This window comes from Bacteroides sp. Phil13, from assembly GCF_001940965.1.
Classification (GTDB): domain Bacteria; phylum Bacteroidota; class Bacteroidia; order Bacteroidales; family Bacteroidaceae; genus Bacteroides; species Bacteroides intestinalis.
This window is the reverse complement of the sequence record NZ_MSHA01000032.1, coordinates 180,053-199,683: the sequence shown is the minus strand read 5'-3', so window position 1 is coordinate 199,683 and position 19,631 is coordinate 180,053. Positions and strand designations below refer to the sequence as shown.

Here is a 19,631-nt window from a genome sequence, read left to right as displayed (position 1 = left end):
GCATCATTAAGAAGTTGTTTAAAAATTAATCGAAATATTTATTAAGCATGATTTTACAGAACGCCAATTGCACCATAGCCACCGCTGTATCTGCATGGAACTCGTAGTCAATCGTAAGCCTTCTGAAGTTTTCAAGCCATGCAAAACTTCTTTCCACAATCCAGCGTTTGGGTAAAACTTGAAATTTTGACGGGCATTCATCAGGTCGTAGAACGACCTCTAGTTCCCATCCGAATTTATCCATTATCCAATCAGCAAGAGTTCCTCCGTATCCTCCGTCAGCGAGGATTTTGATCAAACGTGGAAATTTGAACGCGAGATTATCAACAACCAGTGAAGCGCCCTTTAATCTTTTTGTTACCATCAATCCCTCTATCGGAATCAACATGATGGAAAGTCTTCACACTTCTCGAGTCAATAATTCCTAAACTCGGGCTTGCAGCCTTTCCTAATTGTTTGCGTACATTAGAATGAAGGATGTCTGGCAGTTCTTCTATCATACCTTCATTCTTCCATTTACTGAAATAGTAGTATACACTCTGCCAAGGTGCAAAATTGGCGGGGAGCATACGCCATTGACAACCTGTTCTGAGCAAGTAGAGAATGGCATCAAAAATGCCACGAATAGAATATTTTCGTCTTCTCTTTTGTGTATTCACTATTTTTTCTATAAATTGCCACTGTTTATCAGTGAGGTTGGTTGATTATTGTTCCATAACTTAATGTCCTAGTAACCATAAAGTTACAAATAACACATCAATTAGCCTACTGATATTCAATATAATGAACACTTACATCGCAATTATTTTAATTCATTTTTAAACAGCTTCTAAAAAAAATAATGAGATGAAAACAATCTATATAATTTTAACATTTCTCCATTGTATACCAACAATATTTGCACAAACGAAATTGGAGGGAAGTTATTTTAATAATGCTACCTTTGAAATTGCAATAGTCGATACTACTTTTTATTTCGTTATTGCTCAAGGCACACATCTTGCTTTTGAAAATGATACTCTGGCTAAATGTTCAATAAAAAGGATTGGTGATAATTTCATAGAACTAAATTCTGAACATCCAGTTGACATTGTCAGGAAAAGTATGCAAATCGTTCAAGAATATGATGCAACTCTTGTATATAAGAAGCAAGTTATTTTCGATTTTCCTTGTCAACGAAAAGTGGAAATAGAAGTTATAACTGATGAATTGAAGTATTTTAATTTAAAATATTCATCTCACAATAAGTCCTTAACATAGCCTGAACAGACTCAAGCCTTTAGTTATATAATTTATTTAAAAGAATCTCCGATGCCTATATTTGGAAGTGTATGTTTTGGTATTATACAATATGATCCACTTCAAGAAATAAAATTTAACAATGATAAAAATGTTATTCACATCTATCTTCCGGCTATAAACGATACCTTCTTTGAACGTTTTTTCATACAAGGTGAATACGCGAGAGTATGTGGAAATTCGATAAATTGGAAAGGAGATATTTTTATTAAGAGTAAATAGTAGTTTTGGAGGACAGAAAATAAATAAGAACAATGATAGTATTAACCGAAATAGTAAGTATGTTTTCTAAAATAGATAACACAATCGTCATTGCTCCAAGTGTAGAAACTATAAATAAATGTTGTACAAAATACAACATCTACTCTTTTTCATGAGATAGATGAACGAAATATTTCAAATATAAACTTTAGAGGTGGGGTCATTGATTATGAAAATTATGCAAGAAAAATTATAGGACTTCCTATAAGGCCTTTTGGTCTAAACCATAGTAAAACAGTTAGGACTAATTATAAGTAAAATGAAGAAATTTATATTTTTAGCAGCAATCCTTGTTCATTTGAGTAACTTTCATGAACTAAACGCTCAAATAAACTCTCATGGAAATGAAATATACAATTCCTATAAGCAAGTGCTTTATATTGACAATATAGAGCAAAAATTAATACCTGACATTTTTAATAATATATATTATTCTCATTTAGATAGAACGGATTTGAGGATTGATCATTAGGATATTGATACTATTCATCAAGTAAGAAGTGTTTATGTACATTCCAAAAAAGCAGAAGATGGCTACCTTTTTATAAATAAGAATATAATGCATAAAATAAAAGAGTTATCTTTAAGTGGTACAAATATTACAGTTAGAGGAATAGTCCAAGAGGGATTTCCCAAAATAGCGACAATGTTTATATATAGCTGATTGGTATGTGATAGAGGTTTTGGTCTCTTTTTTATGGTTGAACGGTTGATTTATGATGAAAAAGATAGATAAATATGGTATTTTCGCTAAGGTAATCGGTAGGGCTAGCATGGCTATTATCTATAAATATCAACAAAGTTAACAAAAAAACTTATTGGAGAGCTAATATACGCTAATTCAGCTCTTCCATAACTAATTATTTTATATTATGGAATGGAGAAAAAAGATAAAAGATTATTTTAAGAATGGCAATTATGCATATTCTATTGCTTTACTGAAAAGAAATATATTAGAAAAAAATGATTTATTAGATACATTTATCAATCTAATCTATGTGTATTTGTATTCTATTGTTGAAACAGATATATCAAAAGAAACTAAACAGATCTATTTAAAGGATTTAAATTCTACCTTTAAAATTTTTATTGAAGATGAAGAGTATATAAACGATCCTGAGTTTTTGTTTTATACAGCTTACATAGCATCTTCTTTGGGTGAGTTTTACTTAGATTTAACCTGTAATGATATAGAACGAATGTTTGAAAAGTCTTTCCGAATAGATTCTTTAAATTTGCTTTATATTTGGGGGTATTCTCCATATTTGAATGTAGACTATACTAAAATGAGAAAAGAGTATGCCATAAAAATAGTGAGTAATAATAAGTATCTGGAAAGTATTAAGGGAAAAGCCATTGTTGGAAATAATCTATTAGCTACTTTATGCTTTGAGGCTGGCATCAATAGTATTTAAAATAAGGTCTATCTATTTCACTTTACAGTCTGAATATGTTTTTTGATGTATATGTTATTACGTATGCGTAGAGAAGAAATTTCCCGGAACAAAACCAATCTATTACGTAAAAATATTAAAAAATATGATTTATAACAAATATGAAATTTCGATAGTCAGTCCTTTTGACAGAGAATATTTAGTTGCTGAAATAGCTAAAGATGATAACTTTTATGCTGAAATAAATCAAGAAAACGGCTATTTAGAGATTCAGATATATTGCAATGTAAATGAAGTGAAACATTTAGAACTTCAACGTTTCTGTGAGGTTTTATACAAAACTAAGTTGTATTTAGCTCCTACTAATATCAAAAATATTATAATAAAAAATGAATTCCATATAAAAGAAGAAGTAAATGAAGACAAGAAGTGGATACATTTATATTACCGGAAAAAGAAAGTAGCTATTTGCTATTTGTTGAGAGATAGTATTGAACTAAATATAATTGTATCAAGTAAACGTTTAACCTTCCCCTTCGATTCTTTTTATAATATATTAATGAGAATTCATGAGAGACTGCGTAGTTTCATTTAAGCAACATAAACTATCAATACTTCGGTAAATTTTTACCGAAGTATTGATATAATTATATACCTAAATAAGCAGAGAATTATTATGAATAAATTAAACTATATTTTTATCATTTCATTATCTTTGGTGCTATGGGGATGTAATTCCTACGAAACCATTGTAAAGTTCAAACCTTATAAGGAAAAGGATTATATAACCAAAAGACTGGACATCTATGAGGTGGATACAATATTATTTCCTGTCCTTGACTCCATCATATTGAAGGCAGAAAGCCGGCCTGAATATCAAGAACTAAAAACTAAAATAGCCTTTTCTTTCAATACTTGTAAAGACTATATATCTGGTACGGAGAGGTTCTCGCCTAATCCATACATTTTAATTGGTGTTATTTATAGTCCTCGTTTCTATAACTACGGAGAGTGGACTCAAGGCGTCTTTAGCTACAAAGAATATAATTTCTATGTAGATACAGTAGAATATAATATACTCCTTCACAAAACAGGACGTTTTACTACAATTTCTTGTATTGCCCCCCAAAAGTACCAATTTGAATTTCATCATAGAGGGGATAAAGATTTGTATTGGTGGTATGAATATAGGGATGGACAAATTTTCAATCGACAATAGATATGTAATTCCAAAAATGCTTTACAGACTTTTTTAAATAATATGAATGGTTTCCGCCTCACTTGGCAGCCTGGATGGATACGAAGCTGTGGAAAACACTTATACTTTTACAGGAAAGACCCAAGACTGTGAAGCATGTTCAGACCAGCAATGAGAGTAAAGCCAATAAAAATACAACAGAAGAGAACTATACTTATAATTATGATCACGCCGAGCGTATCACATCGGTAAATTATACGTTAGGCAACAATACCATAACACTGGCAACAAACACCTATGACGAACTTGGAAGACTGAAAAGCAAGTCACATCATGGTTCTAATGCCAACAGCATTACGGATGATTACAACATACACGGATGGAAACAGCACGCCATGCTACAACGGCGTGTTCAACTTTACAGATGAGAACAAGGGAAGCGGAACGGAATATCTCTATGACTCCAACGGAAATATGCAGCAGGATTATAACAAAAAAAAATTAGTAAAATCCAATATAATCCTTTAAATTTGCCTGCAACACTGCAATTTACCAATGGGAACCGGAAAGATGCGGCAAATCAGATTTCACAAACCCATACGGTGGATTATTGTGGAAATGTGATCTATGAAAACGGAAGTCTGAGCAAGGTGCTCACAGAAGAAGGATATGCCACTCTGAGCGGGACAACTCCAACATTTTACTATTACCTGAAAGATCATCAGGGAAATAACCGGATGGTGATGCGTTTGAACGGAACGTCGTGGAACACAGAACAGGTGAACCATTATTATCCTTTCGGAGGAGTATTTGAGGTAGATACTGAAACTTCGGGAAAACAGCCCTATAAATACAGCGGGAAGAGTTGGACAGGATGCATGGGCTGGATTGGTATGATTATGAGGCGAAGATGATGGATGCGGCATTGGGAAGATGACATGTAATGGATACTTCAAATAACAGACAGGGAAGCATTTGACTTTACCCTGCTCATTTATAACTTTATAGTAAGTCTTATTGGATGCCAACCTTGGTTGATCGGCCTGTTAACCTTGGTTGATCGGCTTGTTAACCAAGGTTGATAGGCCTGTTGACCAAGGTTGACATCCAATTATTCCTAAGAGTGAACTGGATATTCCTCAGGAGAAAACAAAATCATGGCTTATACAAAACCAATTAATACCTTATAATTAGAACAAACAACTATGACAATCTTATCGTTTACACGGGGGAAAAAGGCTAAAAAACATCAGATTACAGATCCATCCGATATATGCATCATACGATAGGATACTACGTATGACAGAACAAGTTACGATATAGAAATGTAAAATTTGCGCGTGAGAGTAAGCCCCTACTCTCACGCGCAAACTTTACCCTCACTCACACCTAATATTTTAGCTATCAACGATTTATTTCGAAAGTGAGAGTAGTGATAGTAGATTGAGACTAACTTTAAGGGGAGGCTGAACTCAGAACCTTAATATTATTGGAAAGACACAGACTTGAAAATTCCACTTATCCGACCTGTCCTATTGTTATACCGACAACATTCAGTACATTTGCAGAAATATTGTGCGACTGAATATGGCTTTACCAATAAATATAGAAGACTTAATAAAAGGCAACACTGTTGAATGGGAGAGGATAGAGTTTAAATCCGGGTGGAATCCGGAAACCATTATCCACACCATGGTACTCTGGCGTCCTGCAGGAGACAATCGCATGTACTCCGCTCCCATAACACTTGGTACAAAAGCACAACGACAACCCTATATACGTGTAGGTAGCGAGAGCATTGTAGCCCGTGAATATCGAAACAGACGTATCGGTAATTTCCTGAAGGAGTTGCAATTAACAGAAGGGAGAGGCACAGGCTTTCCTGCTATATATGACGCATTGGAGGCAAATGGTTCTCCCAAACCTGTTTTTGAAACAGACGATGATAGTACTTACTTTTTAACAACAATTCCAGCGCATATTTTAGCGGATCAAACATTTATAAAGCCAAATATCAATCTTGATATTAAACTTAGTTTCAATACCATTGATGACCTTATTAATTTCACAAACCAAGTTAGCGACCAAGTTAGCGACCAAGTTAGCGATCAAGTTAGCGATCTCTTAAATAGGAAAGTGCACAATAGAGTGAAAGAAATGCTGATACTTTTGCAAAAGAGAATTCCGCGAACAGAGCTTTTTGAAATGATGGGATTAAAAAACCACTCAGATAACAGACTAAAGTATTTGGATCCACTACTTTCATATGGATGGGTGGAGATGGAGTTTCCTGACAAAAGGACAAGTCCCAAACAAACATACAAAATTTCAAAAACCGGAAGGCAAGTTCTTTTGTTATTAGGTAGAAAATAAAAAGGTTTAATAAACTCATAAAATCTCATGGAACATCCTCTTTCCCAATTCAAGTATTGCCCCAAGTGTGGCTCCATACACTTTGAAATCAACAACGAAAAATCAAAACGCTGTGCCGACTGCGGATTTGTATATTACTTCAACCCCTCCGCCGCCACCGTAGCCTTGATTATGAATGAACGGAACGAACTATTGGTATGCCGCCGCGCCAAAGACCCGGCCAAAGGAACACTCGACTTGCCGGGCGGTTTCATCGACATGGCCGAAACCGGAGAAGAAGGAGTGCGCCGTGAAGTGAAAGAAGAAACAGGCATGGAAGTGAATAAGGCGGAATATCTTTTTTCCTTACCTAACATATATGTGTATTCCGGTTTCCCTGTCCACACGCTGGATCTGTTTTTCCGTTGCACGGTAGCTGATACGCTGCATTACAAAGCAATGGATGATGCCGCAGACCTGTTTTTTATCCCATTGAAAGAGATACGCACAGAAGATTTCGGACTGGGGTCTATCCGGAAAGGATTAGGAATATTCCTGAAAGAAATGAGCGAATAATTATTCAACCGACACCTGTATATCCTAAAAAAGCCAAATAAGTGTAACAAATTCGACTTAAAACCCGTACTTTTGTAAAAACGCGTTGTATTATGAAGAATAAAATCTCCCGAATACTGTGCACGGCTCTCTGCTGTGCACCCCTGCTCGCTACAGCACAGACCAGCGAGAAAATCACTTCCCCCCAACGACTTTATCAGGAAGGACAATCATTGTTCCAACAAAAAGCTTACGCTGCCGCCATCCCGCCACTCCAGGCCTTTGTGCGCCAGGTAGACGCTGAAGGCAAACCATTGCCTGCCGAAGGCGAACGGATGGAGGCTGAATATATGCTGGTATGCGCCGCTTATGAACTGAAAGATACGAAAAGTATAGATAAATTGCGTGCCTATCTGGATGAGTACCCCGATACTCCATACGCTAATCGCATTTATGCACTCATGGCTTCCGTATACTTCTTCGAAGGAAACTATGATGCAGCTATGGCTATGTTCAATGCTTCCCGCCTCGACTTGCTTGGAAATGAAGAACGGGATGACATGACCTATCGCCTCGCCACCTGCTACCTGAAAACAGGAAATGTAAAAGAAGCCGCCATCTGGTTCGAGACGCTTCGTAGCACCAGCAAGAAATATGTTGCGGATTGCACTTATTACCTTTCATACATCCGCTATACCCAACAGCGCTACGATGACGCCCTGACTGGCTTCCTGTCCTTGCAGGATAATGAAAAGTATAAAGCATTGGCGCCTTATTATATAGCAGAAATTTATCTGATAAAGAAGAATTATGATAAGGCGGAAATCGTCGCACAGAATTACTTGTCTGCCTACCCCAACAATGAATATACCGCAGAAATGTATCGTGTTCTGGGTGATGCGGACTATCACTTCGGAAAATACCACGAAGCAATGGGAGCATTTGAAAAGTACCTGGCAAACAACAAAGAGGAAGCGCCCCGCCGGGATGCGCTCTACATGCTGGGACTTTCATATTATCACTCCGGTGTGTATACCAAAGCAGCCAATACCCTCGGGGAAGTAGCTACAGGGAATGATGCGCTTTCACAGAATGCCTATCTGCACATGGGCTTGTCGTACCTGCAAATGGGAGACAAAAACAAAGCGCGTATGGCATTTGAACAGGCTTCCGCCTCTAATGCAAACATGCAGATCAAGGAGCAGGCCGCATACAACTATGCCCTCTGTATTCACGAAACTTCTTATTCCGCTTTCGGTGAATCTGTCACCGTTTTCGAAAAGTTCCTCAATGAATTCCCCAATTCCCAGTATGTGGATAAAGTCAGCAGTTATCTGGTAGAGGTGTATATGAATACCCGCAGTTATGAAGCTGCCCTGAAATCCATCGAACGTATCACCCATCCGGGTGCTGCCATTCTGGAGGCTAAACAGAAAATCCTGTTCCACCTCGGCACCCAGTCTTTTGCAAATACACAATTCCAGGAAGCTATCGGTTATTTCAACCAGTCTATCGCTTTGGGGCAATACAACTTGCAAACCAAAGCGGATGCCATCTATTGGAGAGGTGAATCTTATTATCGCCTGAACCGGATGCAGGAAGCTGCCCGTAACTTTAACGAATATCTGAACCTAACTCCGGACAGGAATACGGAGACTTATGCATTGGCATATTATAATCTGGCTTATATTGCTTTCCACGAAAAAGATTATACGCTTGCACAAAACCGCTTCCTGAAGTTTACACAACTGGAAAAAGGAGAAAATGCCACCGCACTTGCCGACGCCTATAACCGTATAGGCGACTGCCACCTACATGTTCGCCGTTTTGATGAAGCCAAACAATACTATAATAAAGCTGAGAATATGGGAACTCCCGCAGGAGACTACTCATTCTATCAGTTGGCTTTAGTAGCCGGCCTACAAAAAGATTATGACGGCAAAGTGGCATTACTCAACCGTCTCTCCGGCAAATATCCGAATTCTCCTTACGCCATAAATGCACTTTATGAAAAAGGACGTTCGTATGTACAGACTAACAACAGCCGCCAAGCCATCGCAGCCTTCAAAGAGTTACTGGATAAATATCCGGAAAGCCCGGTCAGCCGGAAAGCTGCCGCTGAAATTGGCTTGCTGTACTATCAGAACGATGATTATGATCGTGCGATAGAAGCATACAAGCATGTTGTAACACAATATCCGGGTAGCGAGGAAGCACGTCTTGCCATGCGAGACTTGAAATCCATTTATGTGGATGCCAACCGTGTAGATGAATTTGCCGAGCTGGCGGCTAAAGTACCGGGGGAAATTCGTTTCGACGCCAGCGAACAGGACTCACTGACTTACATCGCTGCTGAAAAGGTATACATGAAAGGAGACATTGCACCAGCAAAGGCAAGCTTTATACGCTATCTGCAAAGTTATCCCAACGGTGCATTCAGCCTGAATGCGCACTATTACTTGTGTGTCATCGGCAAAGAGCAGAAAGATGAAGAAGCAGTACTGGAACACGCCGGTAAGCTGTTGGAGTATCCGGACACTCCCTACTCACAGGAAGCACTTATCGCACGGGCTGAAATACTATTCAATCGTAAACATTTCGACCAGGCACTTACCGACTACAAGCAGTTGAAGGCAAAAGCGACCACCACCGAACGTCGCCAGCTTGCAGCAACCGGTATGCTACGCAGTGCAGCCATGATGCAGGATGATGTAGAAACAATCGCTGCTGCTACAGACATGCTTGCCGAGGCTAAGCTGACACCGGAACTGCGCAACGAAGCCCTGTATTTCCGCGCTAAAGCATACTTGAATCAACAGGCCGACAAAAAAGCGATGAACGATCTTCAGGCATTGGCTAAAGATACACGCACTCTCTATGGAGCCGAAGCTAAATACTTGGTTGCCCTGCAACTGTATAAAGCCCATGAGTATGCTGCCGCCGAGAAAGAAATACTTAACTTCATCGAACAAAGTACACCACACGCTTACTGGCTGGCACGCAGCTTTATTTTGCTGTCTGATGTATATGTAGCCATGGATAAGAAACTGGATGCACGCCAATACTTATTGAGCCTGCAGCAGAATTACCATGCTGACGATGACATTGAACAGATGATCAATGAAAGACTGGAAAAACTGAAATAAAGGAATAAGGACACAAGTTGACAAGATACGAGGCCTTGTCAACTTGTCAACTAAAACCTCGTCAACTATAAATATGAAAAAGGTACAATATATATTCGGAGCATTGGCACTAATAGCCTTCCCGAACTGGGCACAGGCCCAAACGCAAGCTAAAGACACTACCCTGAGCCGCACGGTCGTGGTAGAACAAGAATATAATCCGGACATCATGGATGCTTCCAAGGTAAATGTATTGCCACAAGTGGCACCGCCAACTGTCAGCAAAAAAGCAGTGGAATATGATGCAAGGTTAGTACCGGAAGGAAATATCCCCGCAAGTACCATGCAAGTTTATACCGGAGCAGAAAGCCAGGACAAAGCACAGCGCGGATACGCGCGCCTGGGATATGGAAATTATGGGAATCTGGACGCACGCGCCAATTATTTATTTATTCTTCCCAATAGCGATAAGCTAAATCTGAACTTCCACATGAACGGCATGGACGGCAAACTAAAAGTACCCGGTTTTGCGGAGAAATGGGATGCACGTTACTACCGTACACACGTTGGTATGGACTATGTACATGCTTTCCGGAAAGTGGACTTAAATGTAGCCGGCAACTTCGGTCTGAACAATTTCAACTTTATACCCTATAGTATAAACAACAAACAGAAATTCCTGTCGGGCGATGTACATTTTGGAGTCAAATCGACAAGCGAAGACTTACCTTTTCAGTTTCATGCCGAAACGAACCTGATGTTCTATGAACGCCAGTATGACCTCTCTCAGAAAGATGCACAGGAAGCGATGGTACGGACCAAAGCAGGTGCAATGGGTTCTATCTCCGAAGAACAATCTGTAGGAGTAGACCTGGCAATGGACAATGTATTTTATAAGAACAATCTTTTTGATGATTATACATCTGTAGAACTCAATCCTTACTACTTGTATCAGAATGATGACTGGAAAATCCGACTTGGCGCCCATGTGGATTTTGCTTTCGGATTTGGCAAGAAGTTCCGGGTATCACCGGACGTCACTGCCCAATATATCTTCTCTGACAGTTACATTCTTTATGCCCAGGCCACAGGCGGACGCCGAACCAATGACTTCCGCAGACTGGAAACCGTTTCGCCTTACGGACAGAGTGAAATGCAACTGGATGCCACTTACGAGCAACTGAATGCCGCACTCGGATTCAAGACCAGTCCTGTAACAGGTTTATGGTTCAACCTCTATGGTGGATACCAGGATTTAAAGAATAACCTTGCCTCTGTCGGAGTTTCAAGCTATTTCGTAGATACCAACAACCAATCGTATCTCCAACTGTTCCAAAGAAACATGCATAACATCTATGCAGGTGCCGAGGTCAGCTACAGCTATAAAGACATTCTCTCTTTTTCCGCCTCAGGTGTCTACCGTGACTGGAAAGTTGCAAAGATAGAAGAGGATAACGGAGATTGGCTACTTGCCTATATGCCCTCTTTCGAAGCAAACATTCACGCAGATATCCGACCGATCTCCTCAGTCCTGATCAGCCTCGGATACCAGCACATCACTCGTGAGAAAATAGAAAACGAGCGGGTAGATCCCGTTGGTAATCTTTACCTTGGTGGTAGCTACGAAGTTTTCAAAGGTATCTCTATTTACGCTCGTGTAAACAATTTATTGAACAAAGACTATCAATATTATTGGGGATATCCTACAGAAGGTATCAATTTCGTGGGTGGTGTGAGTTTCCGTTTTTAACAAGCAACGAGGCAAAAAAAGTCATTTTTACTAAAAAAGAATATATTCTCCACATATTATAAGGTGGAAACAATTGTTTTTTTCTACTTTTGCGGGCGAATTCAGTGACAGGAGTCACTATAAAACAGAAATTTATGCCAAAAAACCTTGTCATTGTCGAGTCACCGGCAAAAGCAAAAACAATTGAGAAGTTCCTGGGAAAAGATTATAAGGTTCTTTCCAGCTATGGTCATATACGCGATTTGAAGAAAAAAGAATTCAGTATTGACGTTGAAAAGAACTTTGAACCGGACTATGAAATCCCGGAAGATAAAAAAACGCTGGTAAAGACACTGAAATCTGAAGCGAAAGAAGCAGATACCGTATGGTTGGCTTCCGATGAGGACCGCGAGGGAGAAGCCATCGCGTGGCACTTGTATGAGGTATTGAAACTCAATCCGGAACATACTAAACGCATCGTATTCCATGAAATTACCAAAACCGCTATATTAAAGGCTATTGAGCAGCCTCGAAACATTGACATAAATCTTGTTAATGCACAGCAGGCTCGCCGCATCCTCGACCGTATCGTGGGTTTTGAATTATCGCCCGTACTGTGGAAGAAAGTAAAACCTGCACTTTCTGCCGGACGTGTACAATCAGTAGCCGTACGCCTCATCGTAGAGCGCGAACGTGAAATACATGCTTTCCAAAGTGAAGCATCTTATAAGGTCACTGCCATTTTCCTGGTTCCCGACACCGACGGCAAACTTGTAGAGATGAAAGCAGAACTTGCACGCCGCCTCAAGACTAAAGCAGAAGCTCAGAAACTATTGGAGCATTGCCAGGCAGCAATGTTTACCATTGAAGACATTACAACCCGCCCGGTAAAGAAAAGCCCGGCCGCACCGTTCACCACTTCTACCCTGCAACAGGAAGCTGCACGTAAACTCGGCTTCACTGTCGCTCAAACCATGATGGTGGCTCAGAGATTGTATGAATCCGGACGTATCACTTATATGCGTACCGACTCGGTAAACTTATCGGAATACGCAATCAACGGCAGTAAAGAAGCCATCGCTAACATGATGGGGGATAAATATGTACACCCACGTCACTTCAACACCAAGACCAAAGGAGCGCAGGAAGCACATGAGGCCATCCGACCTACAGACATGGGACAGGCGCAAATAGAAGGCAGCGCACAGGAGAAAAAACTGTATGACCTGATCTGGAAACGTACCATAGCTTCCCAAATGGCAGATGCCGAACTGGAAAAGACAACAGCAACCATCAGCATCAGCAATGCATCTGATACATTCAATGCGACCGGAGAAGTGGTAAAATTCGACGGTTTCCTGCGTGTATACAGAGAATCTTATGATGATGATGTGGAGCAGGAAGATGAAAGCCGTCTGTTACCTCCTTTGAAGAAGGGACAGAAACTACAGTACCAGAATATAACTGCTACGGAACGTTTCACGCAACATCCACCCCGTTATACTGAAGCAAGCCTGGTACGCAAACTGGAAGAGTTGGGTATCGGTCGTCCTTCAACTTATGCACCTACTATTTCTACTGTACAGCAGCGTGAGTATGTAGAGAAGGGAGATAAGACCGGCGAAGAGCGTTTATACAATGTGATTACCTTGAAAGAAGATAAGATTGCAGATGATACACGCACTGAGATTACCGGGGCTGAGAAAGCCAAACTGTTACCTACAGATACCGGTACAGTTGTAACCGACTTTCTGATGCAATACTTCCCCAGCATCATGGACTACAACTTCACGGCAAGCGTAGAAAAACAATTCGACGAGATAGCAGAAGGCGATACAAAATGGACGACTATCATGAAGACGTTCTATAAAACGTTCCATCCATCTGTAGAAAGTACCCTCGCAGCCAAGAATGCACATAAGACCGGAGAACGCTTATTGGGAGACGATCCTGTCAGTGGCAAACCTGTTTCAGTCAAGATTGGACGTTTCGGTCCGGTAGTACAGATAGGAAGTGCGGAAGATGAAGAGAAACCTCGTTTTTCTCCTCTGAAGAAAGGTATGTCTATCGAGACTATTACCCTGGAAGAGGCTATGGAACTGTTCAAATTGCCACGTACCCTTGGAGAACATGAGGGTAAAACTGTCAGCGTCAATGCCGGACGTTTCGGTCCGTATATTTATTATAACGGAACCTATACCTCACTTCCCAAAGGAGCAGATCCTATGGAAATAGAATTGGAAGAGGCTCTGGAACTGATCAAGGAAAAAGCAGAAGCGGAAGCCAAAAAGCATCTTAAAAAATTCGAAGAAGAACCGGAATTGGAAATTATGAACGGAAGATATGGCCCTTATATCGCTTATAAAGGCAGCAATTATAAGATCCCAAAAGATATCGTTCCGGAAGATTTAAGTCTGGATGCCTGCTTGGAAATCGTCAAACTGCAAAGTGAAAAAGCTGCATCAGCTCCAGCAAAACCGAAACGTGGAAAATATGCCAAGAAGAAAGCATAAAGCGATTCATCATAAAACATCAGCCCCGGAATGATTCTCTCATTCCGGGGCTGATGTTTTATAATATTATCTGTAATTACATTCTATCCGGTACTTCGATACCCAGCAATCCCATGCCTAGGCGAACTACTTTAGCTACATTCTCCGACAAAGCAAGGCGGAATACTTTCACTACTTCATCCTCTTCGCGCAGAATACTGAAATCGTGGTAGAACTGATTGTATTCTTTCACCAGATCATAAGTATAGTTGGCAATGATAGACGGACTGTAATCTGAGCCTGCCTGCTTCACAACAGCAGCGAAATCAGCCACCATTTGGATAAGCCCTTCCTCTTTCTCACTCAACTCGATACCTACAGGGATTTCAGCCGGAACTGCGATACCGGCTTCAGCCGCCTTACGCAATACAGATTGAATACGTGCATACGTATATTGAATGAACGGTCCTGTATTCCCATTAAAGTCAATTGACTCTTTTGGATTGAACGTCATATTTTTGCGGGCATCCACTTTGAGAATAAAGTATTTCAAAGCACCCAATCCTACAATTCGGGCAATATTATCAGCCTCTTCCTGAGTCAAACCATCCAGTTTTCCCAGTTCATTTGAAGTTTCCTTAGCAGTGTTCACCATTTCCTCAATCAAGTCATCGGCATCTACTACTGTACCTTCACGACTCTTCATCTTACCCTCAGGCAACTCGACCATACCATAAGAAAAATGCACAAGCCCCTTTCCCCATTCGAAACCGAGTTTATCAAGCAAGATAGAAAGCACCTGGAAATGGTAGTTCTGTTCATTACCTACTACATAAATCATTTTGTCAATAGGATAATCTGCAAAACGTAATTTAGCTGTACCGATATCTTGGGTCATATAAACTGAAGTTCCATCGGCACGGAGCAACAATTTGTGATCCAAGCCTTCCGGAGTAAGGTCAGCCCATACAGAGCCGTCCTCTTTCTTATAGAAGAAACCTTTTTCAAGACCTTCCATAACTTTCTCTTTACCTTCAAGATAGGTATTTGACTCGTAATATATTTTGTCAAAGCCCACACCCATCTTACGATAAGTTTCATCAAAACCTTCGTACACCCAATTATTCATTTTTGTCCAAAGTGCACGTACTTCCGGATCACCGGCCTCCCATTTTACCAGCATTTCACGAGCTTCGTTCATCAAAGGAGAGGCAGCTTCTGCTTTCGCTTTAGCTTCTTCCTCCGTCACACCTTCAGCCTGGAATCTGACCATCAAATCTTTAACTTCGGCTTTATAGTGTTTATCGAAAGCTACATAATAGTCACCTACCAAATGATCGCCCTTTTTACCGGATGATTCAGGAGTTTCACCATTTCCATATTTGGACCATGCCAACATGGATTTGCAGATATGAATACCACGGTCGTTCACGATATTCGTCTTTACCACTTTGTTACCGTTCGCCATAACTATGTTGGCCAAGGCATTACCCAAAAGGTTATTGCGCACATGACCTAAGTGAAGTGGTTTGTTGGTATTGGGTGAAGAATACTCTATCATAACCAGCGGAGAATGATCCGTAGCAGCAGTAATACCGTACTGTTTATCGGCATGAATGCTGTTCAGTAACTCAATCCAGGCAGAAGAAGCAATGGTCAGGTTCAGGAAACCTTTGATGACATTGAACGCAGCAACGGAAGGTTCATTAGCTTTCAGGTATTCACCAATCTCTTGTGCTGTCTGCTCCGGTCCTTTCTTTGACATGCGCAGGAAAGGAAAAACAACCAGCGTGAGGTGTCCCTCAAATTCTTTCTTGGTTTTTTGCAGTTGCACCTGTGCGGCAGGCACATCCTGTCCGTACAGTGCTTTCAGTCCATTGATTACGGACGTTACCAGTTTATCTTCTATATTCATGATTTAAAAGTATTTTCCGGGTGCAAAGATACTATATTTTGGCGAATTAAGTACTCCGTTTGTAGGGATAATAAAAAAGGAGGTGCTGCTGCATCTCCTTTCCTATTCTTTATTCGTAGCCGTCTTTATCCGATGGCCAAAGTCAACTCCATACCAGGTTTAAACTTAGCAACTTTCTTTGCAGGAATCGTAATGCTCTGTTTGGTAGAAGGATTAATGCCCAGACGTGCTGCTCTTTCTGACACAGCAAACGTACCGAAGCCAACCAATGATACTTTATCACCAGCCTTTAGAGCCTTTGTGATTGATGCCATGAAAGCATCCAATGCTTTCTTAGAATCCGCTTTTGTCAAACCGGACTCTGCTGCCATAGCGCTGATAAGTTCTGACTTGTTCATAAATTTAAAATTTAATAATTAATATGTTACACAAAAGATATCTGCAATAGAATTTCACAAAGCTCTACAAAAATAGAGCAATATTTCTGAATATCAAATAAAAACATTAAAAAAAGATTGGATTTTGGCGAAAAAAAAGGAATAGAAAGCCGTTTTTCTGTTATAGAACAGAATTTATTCGTATTTTTGCAACTCAATGAATGAAATAACAGATTATGAATGCCATACCAACAGTTACTAAGAACCTATTAATCATTAATGTACTGGTCTTTCTTGCGACCATTGTTGCTCAAAGTTACGGCCTGGATTTAGCCCGTTATCTGGGACTTCACTTTTTTCTTGCCGATAATTTTAATATAGCACAGCTCATCACATACATGTTCATGCATGGAGGCTTTACGCATCTATTTTTTAACATGTTCGCATTGTGGATGTTTGGCCGTATCCTCGAACAAGTGTGGGGACCGAAACGTTTTCTGTTTTACTACCTGGTATGTGGCATCGGCGCAGGATTTATACAGGAAATCGTTCAATATGTACATTACGAAATGGTGCTTTGTGCATACACCAGCGTCAACACGGGCTATTCTGTCATTCCGATGGGAGAATATCTCAACATGATGACTACTGTAGGAGCGTCGGGAGCTATATATGCCATCCTGCTGGGATTCGGAATGTTGTTCCCCAACCAGCCGTTATTTATCTTCCCGCTGCCATTCCCGATCAAGGCTAAGTATTTCGTTATCGGATACGCATTGATTGAACTGTATGCAGGATTTGCTAACAATCCGGGTGACAATGTAGCTCACTTTGCACACTTGGGTGGTATGATATTCGGTTTTATACTGATCATGTATTGGAGAAAAAAAGACAGAGGAAATGGGTACTATTACAACTGATCTTAAAGAAGCTTTTCGGAGAGGGAATATTTATATCCAACTGATTTATATCAACGTAGCCGTCTTCGTGGTTACTACGCTGACGGAAGTTATTTTGCAGCTATTCAACCGTAGTCTTGGAGGGGTATTTGAATGGTTGGAACTTCCTGCTTCATTTACCCAATTCATCATACAGCCCTGGTCACTGTTCACATACATGTTTATGCATGCAGGTTTTCTGCATATTCTGTTCAACATGCTATGGCTATATTGGTTTGGCGCATTGTTCCTGATGTTCTTCTCTGCAAAGCATTTGCGGGGAGTTTATATATTGGGAGGTATTTGCGGCGGATTGCTGTATATGGTGGCATATAACGTTTTTCCGTATTTCCGTCCGATGGTTGACTACTCATTTATGCTGGGAGCATCTGCTTCTGTGCTTGCTATTGTAGCTGCGACCGCATATCGTGAGCCGAACTACCCGATACGATTATTCCTATTTGGCACGATACGACTGAAATATCTGGCACTGATTGTTATCGGTACTGATTTACTGTTCATCACATCCAGCAATGCAGGTGGACATATCGCCCATTTGGGTGGCGCATTAGCAGGAGTCTGGTTTGCAGCAGGACTGAGTAAAGGCAGAGACATTACGTCCTGGATCAATAAGATTCTGGATGCTATCGTTTCAGTATTCAGCTTCAAGCCTCGCAAACCCAAAATGAAAGTGCATTATGGTAACAGTCGTCAGAAAGACTACGATTACAACGCCCGCAAGAAAGTTCAGTCAGAAGAAATAGATCGCATCCTCGATAAACTAAAAAAATCGGGATACGAAAGCCTGACTACGGAAGAAAAGAAAAGTCTTTTCGACGCGAGCAAACGATAATATAGAAATATGGGAATAAGGCATATTGGCAGATTCGTCGCTTATCTGATTTTAGCGGTCAACATCTTCTTCATAGGTTTGTTGCTTCTTACCGCTTACAGCCCGTATATTAAGCCGGCCGCACATCCCGTGGAATCTTGTTTCGGACTGGCATTTCCTATCTTTCTGGTGATTAATATTTGTTTTCTGGTCTTTTGGCTTATTATCCAGAACTATAAGTTTTCATTAGTCACATTGATAAGTCTTCTTCTATGCTATCCGCAGATACGGACTTATTTTCCTATTAATTTTCATACGAACAAGTTACCGGAAAACAGCTTCAAAGTTTTATCGTACAATATAATGGGATTCGATGGAGCCGTTAAGAAAGACGGAAAGAACCCTATTCTAAATTATCTAAAAAACAGTGGAGCAGACATCCTATGCCTACAAGAGTACCAGACCATTGAATCTTCTCATTATCTCAGCCAGAAAGATGTCGAGAAAGCTCTGAAAGATTATCCTTATCATAAGATTCAAACTGTAGGAAGCGGAAAAGGCCATACCAACCGGATAGCCTGTTATTCCAAATACCCCATACTTTCGTCCCGCAGATTAGATTATGCCAGCGAATACAATGGCTCTGCGGTTTATGAGCTAAAAATAGGAGAAGATACTATAATGCTTATCAACAACCATCTGGAATCTAATAAACTGACGAAAGAAGATAAAGTTGTCTATGAAAGTATGCTCAAATCTCCCGAAACGAAAAAGGTAAAAAGCGGTGCCCGCCTGCTTATCCGCAAACTGGCAGAAGCTTCTGCCATCCGTGGTTCGCAAGCCGACAGCATCGCACAAAAAATTGCAGCGTCACAGCACCCTTACATTATCGTATGCGGTGACTTTAACGATACACCTATCTCCTACGCTCACAGAGTTATCGGCCAGGGACTGAATGATACTTTCACACAATCAGGTCGCGGACTGGGTATCTCTTACAATCAAAACAAATTCTACTTCAGGATTGACAATATCCTAGCAAGTAAAAATCTAAAATCTTATAACTGTACGGTAGACCGATCTATAAAAGAGTCTGACCATTATCCAATCTGGTGTTATCTGAAGAAAAAAGAAAAAAGAATAAAGAAAAAATGATTAATATCT

The 19,631-nt window shown here is 40.3% G+C and carries 16 protein-coding genes and 1 pseudogene; 14 read left to right on the top strand and 3 right to left on the bottom strand.

Features of this window, described 5'->3' with window-relative positions; all coding sequences use genetic code 11:
• Positions 1-25: 25 nt before the first annotated feature.
• Positions 26-671, bottom strand: a pseudogene (locus BWI44_RS22350) (transposase).
• Positions 672-846: 175 nt separating this feature from the next.
• On the opposite strand from BWI44_RS22350, the gene BWI44_RS05440 reads away from it, so the two are divergent.
• The 11 genes from BWI44_RS05440 to topA all read left to right on the top strand — a co-directional run bounded on the left by BWI44_RS05440 (position 847) and on the right by topA (position 14,426).
• On the top strand, positions 847-1,260 hold the full coding sequence (locus BWI44_RS05440) for a hypothetical protein (RefSeq protein ID WP_138293260.1): 414 nt from the start codon (positions 847-849) through the stop codon (positions 1,258-1,260).
• Between the two features lie 1,172 nt (positions 1,261-2,432).
• Positions 2,433-2,975, top strand: a complete 543-nt coding sequence (locus tag BWI44_RS05435; protein WP_138293259.1) for a hypothetical protein — start codon at positions 2,433-2,435, stop codon at positions 2,973-2,975.
• Between the two features lie 124 nt (positions 2,976-3,099).
• Positions 3,100-3,549: a hypothetical protein gene (locus BWI44_RS05430; RefSeq protein ID WP_138293258.1), complete on the top strand. Its 450-nt coding sequence runs from the start codon at positions 3,100-3,102 to the stop codon at positions 3,547-3,549.
• Positions 3,550-3,630: 81 nt separating this feature from the next.
• The gene (locus tag BWI44_RS05425) at positions 3,631-4,173 is read left to right on the top strand and encodes a hypothetical protein (protein ID WP_138293257.1); all 543 of its coding nucleotides are present in this window, start codon (positions 3,631-3,633) and stop codon (positions 4,171-4,173) included.
• Between the two features lie 74 nt (positions 4,174-4,247).
• The gene (locus BWI44_RS05420; RefSeq protein WP_229036146.1) at positions 4,248-4,580 is read left to right on the top strand and encodes a hypothetical protein; all 333 of its coding nucleotides are present in this window, start codon (positions 4,248-4,250) and stop codon (positions 4,578-4,580) included.
• A 102-nt stretch (positions 4,581-4,682) separates the two neighbouring features.
• Complete coding sequence (locus BWI44_RS05415; protein WP_195209055.1) at positions 4,683-5,066, top strand: hypothetical protein; 384 nt, start codon at positions 4,683-4,685, stop codon at positions 5,064-5,066.
• 673 nt (positions 5,067-5,739) lie between these two features.
• Positions 5,740-6,525 (top strand): Fic family protein, encoded by a 786-nt coding sequence (locus BWI44_RS05410; RefSeq protein ID WP_286812069.1) that lies wholly within the window; start codon positions 5,740-5,742, stop codon positions 6,523-6,525.
• Between the two features lie 27 nt (positions 6,526-6,552).
• Positions 6,553-7,080, top strand: coding sequence for an NUDIX hydrolase (locus BWI44_RS05405; protein ID WP_138292955.1), 528 nt, complete (start codon positions 6,553-6,555; stop codon positions 7,078-7,080).
• Between the two features lie 92 nt (positions 7,081-7,172).
• Complete coding sequence (locus BWI44_RS05400) at positions 7,173-10,205, top strand: tetratricopeptide repeat protein (RefSeq protein ID WP_195209053.1); 3,033 nt, start codon at positions 7,173-7,175, stop codon at positions 10,203-10,205.
• 73 nt (positions 10,206-10,278) lie between these two features.
• Positions 10,279-11,934 (top strand): TonB-dependent receptor, encoded by a 1,656-nt coding sequence (locus tag BWI44_RS05395; protein ID WP_195209052.1) that lies wholly within the window; start codon positions 10,279-10,281, stop codon positions 11,932-11,934.
• 134 nt (positions 11,935-12,068) lie between these two features.
• Positions 12,069-14,426 (top strand): type I DNA topoisomerase, encoded by a 2,358-nt coding sequence (gene topA / locus BWI44_RS05390; protein ID WP_195209051.1) that lies wholly within the window; start codon positions 12,069-12,071, stop codon positions 14,424-14,426.
• A gap of 76 nt (positions 14,427-14,502) precedes the next feature.
• Here the strand turns inward: topA and argS are convergent, their stop codons facing one another.
• Positions 14,503-16,320: an arginine--tRNA ligase gene (argS, locus tag BWI44_RS05385; protein ID WP_195209050.1), complete on the bottom strand. Its 1,818-nt coding sequence runs from the start codon at positions 16,318-16,320 to the stop codon at positions 14,503-14,505.
• A gap of 125 nt (positions 16,321-16,445) precedes the next feature.
• On the bottom strand, positions 16,446-16,718 hold the full coding sequence (locus tag BWI44_RS05380; protein WP_007661934.1) for an HU family DNA-binding protein: 273 nt from the start codon (positions 16,716-16,718) through the stop codon (positions 16,446-16,448).
• A 215-nt stretch (positions 16,719-16,933) separates the two neighbouring features.
• On the opposite strand from BWI44_RS05380, the gene BWI44_RS05375 reads away from it, so the two are divergent.
• Genes BWI44_RS05375 through BWI44_RS05365 form a run of 3 tightly spaced genes read left to right on the top strand, consistent with a single transcriptional unit; the run spans position 16,934 to position 19,622 of the window.
• On the top strand, positions 16,934-17,617 hold the full coding sequence (locus BWI44_RS05375) for a rhomboid family intramembrane serine protease (RefSeq protein WP_195209049.1): 684 nt from the start codon (positions 16,934-16,936) through the stop codon (positions 17,615-17,617).
• Positions 17,598-18,488, top strand: coding sequence for a rhomboid family protein (locus tag BWI44_RS05370; protein ID WP_007661930.1), 891 nt, complete (start codon positions 17,598-17,600; stop codon positions 18,486-18,488). Before BWI44_RS05375 ends, BWI44_RS05370 begins: the two co-directional genes overlap by 20 nt.
• Before the next feature lie 15 nt (positions 18,489-18,503).
• Positions 18,504-19,622, top strand: coding sequence for an endonuclease/exonuclease/phosphatase family protein (locus tag BWI44_RS05365; RefSeq protein ID WP_195209115.1), 1,119 nt, complete (start codon positions 18,504-18,506; stop codon positions 19,620-19,622).
• Positions 19,623-19,631: the final 9 nt, after the last annotated feature.